We start from the raw sequence: 6,408 nt of genomic DNA on the forward strand, positions 1-6,408 counted from the left end.
ACTTTAATGAATTGCAGCTAATCATTTGGCAATATAGGGAAGATAAATGTGCCGTTACCAGAGGTTTAGTACGCCGTTTTTGATGTGCAATTTGAACGGACCTTGTTCCTGCAATTTCAGCAACCAACTTTGTTGAATTTGGCTAAATTTGTCGCTTTTTAAAAAGCGCTGAGCGGCTGTATTAAAGATTGCTATATGTTTGGCATCGCTATTTTTTGACAGTGCAATATAGCTGGTTAACGTATCGTATTGATAAAGCAATTTAATGTGCGAGCAATCTGCACTCTGTTTAAAGCAAAAATAACGCAGTCCTGCGTCGGAAAAAAACATTGAGCCAAGCTTACCAGCCCGTAAATCAGATACGGCCGTGTCATAGTCATCGTATGGCATAACCTCATTGACATTTTCAGCCAATAACACTTTATGCCGAAAGTCACTTCCCAACACTCCTATTGGGACCACTGCGTTCACACCTGCAAAACTACGAATAGGTGTATCGTCAACAGGAACACCTAGTACACCATATACATTCGAGGTTAAAGGAAGTACCCAATGGAACTCCTTCTCTCGTTCTGGCGTGCGCGCTAGAGGGAAGACAAGCACATTGGGCTTGTCCTGCGCTTCTTGAATTAAGCGCTCCCAAGGTCCTGCTAATATTTCTTGCTGTATATCTGCTTCAGCCAAAATTCCTTGAACCAATTCGATTAAGTATCCTTCTAATTGCCCGCGTTCGTTACGCAAACTAAAAGGGGGTTCAAGCGCCGTTAACACCCAAAAATCTGGTTCATTGCTCATATGTCCAGCCGACACTCTGTGACTGATGGACAAACACAGAAAAATGCTGCCCCACAAAAAACAAAGTGTCTGCCAACGTAACATTTTACTTCAATGCCCAATTGACTGTTTGGCCGGCAAAAAAGGGTACGATGGGTTGGCCGTTTGGTAATACAATCGACTCAGGCACCTGCCAAGGATCCTTAATCAGAGTGACTTGCTTGGTATTGCGCGCCAGGCCATAAAAATCGGCACCGTGATGGCTAGCAAAACCTTCAAGTTTATCCAAGGCATTTAAATCTTCGAACACCTGAGCATATAACTCCAGCGCACTCCAAGCACTGTAACATCCAGCACAACCACAAGCGGATTCTTTAGCACGTTGTTCATGAGGCGCTGAGTCAGTCCCTAAAAAAAACTTACTCGATCCTGTCGCTACTGCCTGACGTAACGCCTGTTGATGGGTACTGCGCTTTAACACAGGTAAACAAAAATTATGTGGCTTTACTCCGCCCACCAGCAAATCATTGCGGTTTAACAACAAATGCTGGGGGGTAATGGTCGCCGCCACATTGACAGAGCAGCCATTCACAAAATCCACTGCATCACTGGTCGTGATGTGTTCCAGCACGACTTTTAATTGGGGAAACTGGTTAACAATTTTTATCAGATATTGTTCAATAAAGAGCTTCTCACGGTCAAAAATGTCTACGTGACTGTCCGTGACTTCACCGTGGATCAACAGCAACATGCCCTGCTCTGCCATTTCAGAAAAAATAGGAAATAAACTTTCAATCCCTTTTACAGCTGCATCTGAATTTGTTGTCGCCCCTGCTGGGTACAGTTTTGCGGCTACCACGCCTGATTTTTTCGCTAGGCGAATATCTTCCACTGATGTGGTATTTGTCAAATAAATAGTCATCAATGGCTCGAAGTCACTGCCCTGGGGGCGAGCTGCCAAGATTCTCTGGCGATAGGCACTGGCCATTTCTGCATTCACGACTGGAGGCACCAAGTTTGGCATAACCACGGCGCGCTTAAACGTCCGAGCAGTAGCTGACACGGTTTCAGGCAACATGTCATTGTCGCGAAAATGAAGATGCCAATCGTCCGGTTGAGTCAAAGTGATTTGCTGCATGTTTTAGCCTTAAGTCGTATTGGTTGAGATCTCAGTTTGTCGCTATTATGCCGTAAATCCCCCGTAGATATAATAGCCAACCTATTCCTTTAGCGTATGAATGGAAAAACTATATAACTCGGTCTTATGACTAACGCTCTGCAAAATTATTTGCAGCATTATTCTTTTATTCATTCGGAACCCGCTTATGACGGCTGCAATTTCCTTACTTAACCTTGTCCCACAAGAAAAGCAAAGCGCTATTCTTGTGGGCGTATTAGCCTTACTTGATAAAATGCTCGCCATACATCGCCTTGATCAGTTGTATACAGAGCATAAATTGACAGGAATGGGTAAGGAAAAATTCGCTAAAACACTACTCGGTGCGTTAAATATTAACATTGAAGGCGGTGATGAATTGCAACAAAACATTCCGCATCACGGTCCGTTAGTTATCGCGAGCAACCATCCTTTTGGCGGCATTGAAGGTGTCATTTTAGCTTATGTCATTGGCCAAATACGACCGGATATTAAAGTGCTAGCAAATCAAGGACTGCAGATTTTTCAAGAACTGAAAGACTATTTCATTTTCACTAACCCTTTGTCCGAAAGAGATCCACGCAACGGCCCATCCCTACGAGAAAGTTTACGCCATGTAAAACATGGAGGGGCGTTGTTGATTTTTCCAGCAGGGCGCGTGTCATATTATCAATCACAAAAGAAACGCATAAGTGAGCATCAGTGGAACCGGATTGTTGCGAATTTGGTAACGCGCACCCAAGCCCATTATTTAGCGGTTTTTGTCAGTGGCCAAAATAGTCCGTTATTCTACCGATTGGGCCGAATTTACTATCGATTACGTATGTTGATGTTACCCAGAGAATTACTTAATAAACGTGATAGCAATATTAATATTTCTGCGAGCTCCTGCATCCCCGCTAAAGCCTTTCGACCGAACACAAGTGACATTGAACAAACCGCATTACAGCGTGTACAAAGCTATGTGCAAGATCCACTTTGGCGCCATACTTGGCCATCCTCGAGCACGCTCTTATTGCAACCCTTAATCCCTAAGGTGCCGAGTGCTGAGATAAAAACAGAATTAGCAAATTTAGCTGCTGAGCAAAAGCTACTCAGTTATCGCAATTTAGACGTGTATTACGCCTACTACGAACAGATCCCGCAAACTGTCAGAGAAATAGCTAGATTACGTGAATTGGTATTCCGTGAACATGATGAGGGCAGCGGAAACCCATTAGATACCGACGATTTCGACAAAACCTACACCCATTTATTTATCGTGGAGCGCGATGAGGGCAATATCATTGGCGCTTATCGCATGGGCCAGTCTGACCGTCTGTTAAAAATGGGTAAGCAAGATCCTTTTTACCTCAGCGCGATGTTTCAATTTTCAGCGCAGTTTGTAAACCGTCAGGCACCTTGTTTGGAAATGGGCCGTTCGTTTTTAATTCCTGCCTATCAAAATAGCTTTCAAGGTTTGCTGTTATTGTGGCGAGGCATTGGTCGTTTTGTCTGTCAATTTCCCCAGTACCGTACACTGTATGGCACAGTATCTTTGAGTAAACTTTATGATCCTCGTAGTGTCAGCCTTATCCAGCACGCATTAGTTGAGCCCACACCTAATGCCAAAGCACACACTCCTTTCGACTTCCCTGTGTCGGCTGAAATCGCTGATTTTGCTGGGCAGTATCCATTAGCCAATCACCTAACCAGTTTATTGGCTGGGATAGAAAGCGACGGTAAAGATATCCCTATCTTGCTTAAGCATTATCAAAAGTTAAGCGCAAAGTTTCATTGTTTAGGTATAGACAGTCATTTTAACCATACCCCAGGATTACTTCTCAGTGTTGAATTAGCTCAGGTACCGGAAAAGCTTGGTAAGTTATATTTAGGTGAGGGTTGGCAGACTTACAAGGCATACTCAAGAAATGATGGCATGCAGTAACGTCAGTTTGACGAAGGTGACATTAATTTGAATAAAGCGTTACTCGCGTAACGCCGTATTACCCTAACTAACCAGATTGAAAATACGTTATGGCCAAACAGCTTAGTTGTTAGACCTTTTTAACAAATTCAGATTTAAGCTTCATGGCACCCACACCATCGATTTTACAATCAATATCGTGGTCTCCATCGACCAAACGGATATTTTTGACCTTAGTTCCCACTTTAACCACCAAAGATGAGCCTTTCACTTTCAAATCTTTAATGACGGTGACCGTATCGCCATCGGTTAGGGTATTACCATTTGAATCGCGAATAACAGGCGTATCGTCGTCAGTAGTATTTTGACCTTGCGCCCACTCATGCCCACATTCAGGGCAAATATACATATTACGATCTTCATAGGTGTATTCAGAATTACACTCTACACAATTTGGTAAACCACTCATGGTGCGTCCCTATATTAGCTAAAATGATGTGGAAATATTGTCTATAGAAAATCTATGTCAACGATTCCCCACAAAAGTGGCGTTATTATCCACATAAAGCCGACAAACGCCAAATTCACCTTTGCTATGCTTGGGCACGTTGGTAGGTAGCAGTGGCAGGCGCAACGCCAAACAGTGCATGTGTTGTTTGTCCTTGCAAAGAAACAATGATCGCTAACAACGAAAAATGATGAACAGCATGACTCGAAACGAATAATAACTCTCGTCCCAATGTTGAACTGACTTGATTGATATAAGTTGTCTCAACTGAAGTTTCGGCCAAAACATTCAGTGTATTTTGCATGTCCTGTTGATAGACCTCTACTAACCATGTCTCTATTTCATGCCATGCCTGCAAAGCCGCTGTGGTAGATTTCGCCACATCTGAATGGCGATGACGCAAATTGTAATCCACCTCGCCGCTTTCCATACCTTGTTTTAGTGCCAAGTAATGATCAATCACATGGCGCATATGTGCACCAGCACTGCTGGAAATCTGAGGTGTCATGACTTCTTGATAAGCATGATGAGAAATATGTTTTAAAAACGTCTTAGCTTGAGCGACCGTTTCTAAATGACTTTGTAATGCTTGGCTATCACAGCGCATAGGTTACCTGTTACTTCTAATTATCTATTATTAAAAGACCCATGTTAGGTGATGAACATTTCATATAAATATCACGCGCTTATTATGGATCTTCATTGATCGACGAATATTAACTTTTGAGTGTCAAACCCCGCAGCAGTTGCTTTGCTCAGTAAGGTTTGCAGAACCTCAGCCGGTAGTTGGGGTTGACGCGCCAAAATCCATAAGTAGTCGCGATTTGGTCCTGTGATCATCGCATACTCGTAACCATGAGTGTCTAACGAAAAGATCACATAACTCGCATAAAAGGGTCCAAAAAAGGATACTTTCAAGTGACCTATGCTTTCATCGGCAACGAAATAAGCTTTACCTTGGGCTTCATCCCACTCTTGTTTCTCTTGATTAAAACCTCTGTTAATCACATTAACGCCGCCGTCTTTTTGCATAGTGTATTGTGCTGTCACTTGCGCTAACCCTCTCTCGAAAGAATGATCCAGACGAGCAATTTCATACCACTGACCTAAGTAGCGATTCAACTCAAAATTAGCCACAGGTTTGATGCCCTCAGGCACAGACGTACAACCATTGAGAGAAAGCATAGCCAACAATAAGCCTAAACGGCGCATAGACTTTCGTAGTGCAATAGCCCTAATGAATTGAGACAGTTGAAACGGCATTTTTGCACTCCTTTTTAAATGAGAATGTTAGTTGATGATAATAGAATGACACTTATACTGATTTAGTAAGCACTTCGGTTTCATTGGTGGCATAAAAATGTCCGTTAACCGCAACAAGATAATAAATTCATTCACTTTCCGGCGATGTCATCTAGGCTGGTTAAGACCCGTATTCAACTAAGTTCTCACTGCGTGCACATTTGACAAAACTCGCACACAGGTTTAAATTTCAGTAATTACTGAAACTTCTATATGAAAAATAATTTATGCAAATGACCCCAATGATCGAATCATTTGTCATGCACTTTGGTGAGATGGGCAGTCGCTGGGGCTTCAATCGCACCGTAGGACAAATGTATGCCTTACTGGTTATCAGCGAAACTCCCTTAAGTGCCAACCAAATAGCGGAGGCCTTAAGTGTTTCTCGTGGCAATGTCAGCATGGGGTTAAAAGAACTGCAATCGTGGCAGTTGATTAAACAGCATCATGTGCCAGGCGATCGCAAAGAGTATTATCAAAGTGCGGGCACTATATGGGAAATGGCAAATAAAGTATTTGAAGAGCGGCGTAAGCGCGAAATGGATCCAACGCTCACTTTGCTGCGCGGTATTATGCTTGAGAGCCCAGAGAATCAAGAAGAAGTATATGCTCAGCAGCGCTTACAAGAGATCCATGATTTACTGGAAACCATCAGTAAGTGGACCAGTGAATTACAGCAAATGAATCCAGACACCCTAGGCACCTTGATGAAATTGGGCTCAGGAGTGGGAAAAGTGCTCGATATGAAGAACAAATTAACCT

At 42.9% G+C, this 6,408-nt stretch carries 7 protein-coding genes; 2 read left to right on the plus strand and 5 right to left on the minus strand.

Translation table 11 applies throughout. The annotated features are described in order from the left end of the window. Window positions 1–54: 54 nt before the first annotated feature. Together GPLA_RS00105 and pyrC are read right to left on the minus strand one after the other, a co-directional pair. Entirely contained in the window at window positions 55–795 is a 741-nt protein-coding gene (locus GPLA_RS00105) for a substrate-binding periplasmic protein (protein WP_226993014.1), read from the minus strand. A gap of 85 nt (window positions 796–880) precedes the next feature. Next, on the minus strand, window positions 881–1,912 hold the full coding sequence (gene pyrC, locus GPLA_RS00110; protein ID WP_007102753.1) for a dihydroorotase: 1,032 nt from the start codon (window positions 1,910–1,912) through the stop codon (window positions 881–883). 187 nt (window positions 1,913–2,099) lie between these two features. Here pyrC and GPLA_RS00115 point away from each other — a divergent pair, with 187 nt between their 5' ends. After that, window positions 2,100–3,857 carry a lysophospholipid acyltransferase family protein gene (locus GPLA_RS00115; protein WP_007102754.1) on the plus strand — a complete coding sequence of 586 codons (1,758 nt, stop codon included), beginning with the start codon at window positions 2,100–2,102 and terminating at the stop codon, window positions 3,855–3,857. A 109-nt stretch (window positions 3,858–3,966) separates the two neighbouring features. Here GPLA_RS00115 and GPLA_RS00120 read toward each other — a convergent pair whose 3' ends face one another. From GPLA_RS00120 to GPLA_RS00130, 3 genes are all read right to left on the minus strand, one after another. Next, window positions 3,967–4,305, minus strand: coding sequence for a zinc ribbon domain-containing protein YjdM (locus GPLA_RS00120; RefSeq protein WP_007102755.1), 339 nt, complete (start codon window positions 4,303–4,305; stop codon window positions 3,967–3,969). 124 nt (window positions 4,306–4,429) lie between these two features. Then, window positions 4,430–4,951, minus strand: a complete 522-nt coding sequence (locus tag GPLA_RS00125) for a hypothetical protein (RefSeq protein ID WP_007102756.1) — start codon at window positions 4,949–4,951, stop codon at window positions 4,430–4,432. Window positions 4,952–5,043: 92 nt separating this feature from the next. Next, window positions 5,044–5,607 carry a lipocalin family protein gene (locus GPLA_RS00130; protein ID WP_007102757.1) on the minus strand — a complete coding sequence of 188 codons (564 nt, stop codon included), beginning with the start codon at window positions 5,605–5,607 and terminating at the stop codon, window positions 5,044–5,046. Window positions 5,608–5,873: 266 nt separating this feature from the next. On the opposite strand from GPLA_RS00130, the gene GPLA_RS00135 reads away from it, so the two are divergent. Then, window positions 5,874–6,408 (plus strand): GbsR/MarR family transcriptional regulator (locus GPLA_RS00135; RefSeq protein ID WP_040513526.1); only part of this gene is annotated, 535 nt, incomplete at its 3' end.

Source organism: Paraglaciecola polaris LMG 21857, from assembly GCF_000315055.1.
Taxonomy (GTDB): Bacteria; Pseudomonadota; Gammaproteobacteria; order Enterobacterales; family Alteromonadaceae; genus Paraglaciecola; species Paraglaciecola polaris.

Coding starts and splice junctions, on each gene's coding strand:
- GPLA_RS00105 (WP_226993014.1), bottom strand. CDS start 795: ATGAGCAATGAACCAGATTTTTGGGTGTTAACGGCGCTTGAACCCCCT.
- pyrC (WP_007102753.1), bottom strand. CDS start 1,912: ATGCAGCAAATCACTTTGACTCAACCGGACGATTGGCATCTTCATTTT.
- GPLA_RS00115 (WP_007102754.1), top strand. CDS start 2,100: ATGACGGCTGCAATTTCCTTACTTAACCTTGTCCCACAAGAAAAGCAA.
- GPLA_RS00120 (WP_007102755.1), bottom strand. CDS start 4,305: ATGAGTGGTTTACCAAATTGTGTAGAGTGTAATTCTGAATACACCTAT.
- GPLA_RS00125 (WP_007102756.1), bottom strand. CDS start 4,951: ATGCGCTGTGATAGCCAAGCATTACAAAGTCATTTAGAAACGGTCGCT.
- GPLA_RS00130 (WP_007102757.1), bottom strand. CDS start 5,607: ATGCCGTTTCAACTGTCTCAATTCATTAGGGCTATTGCACTACGAAAG.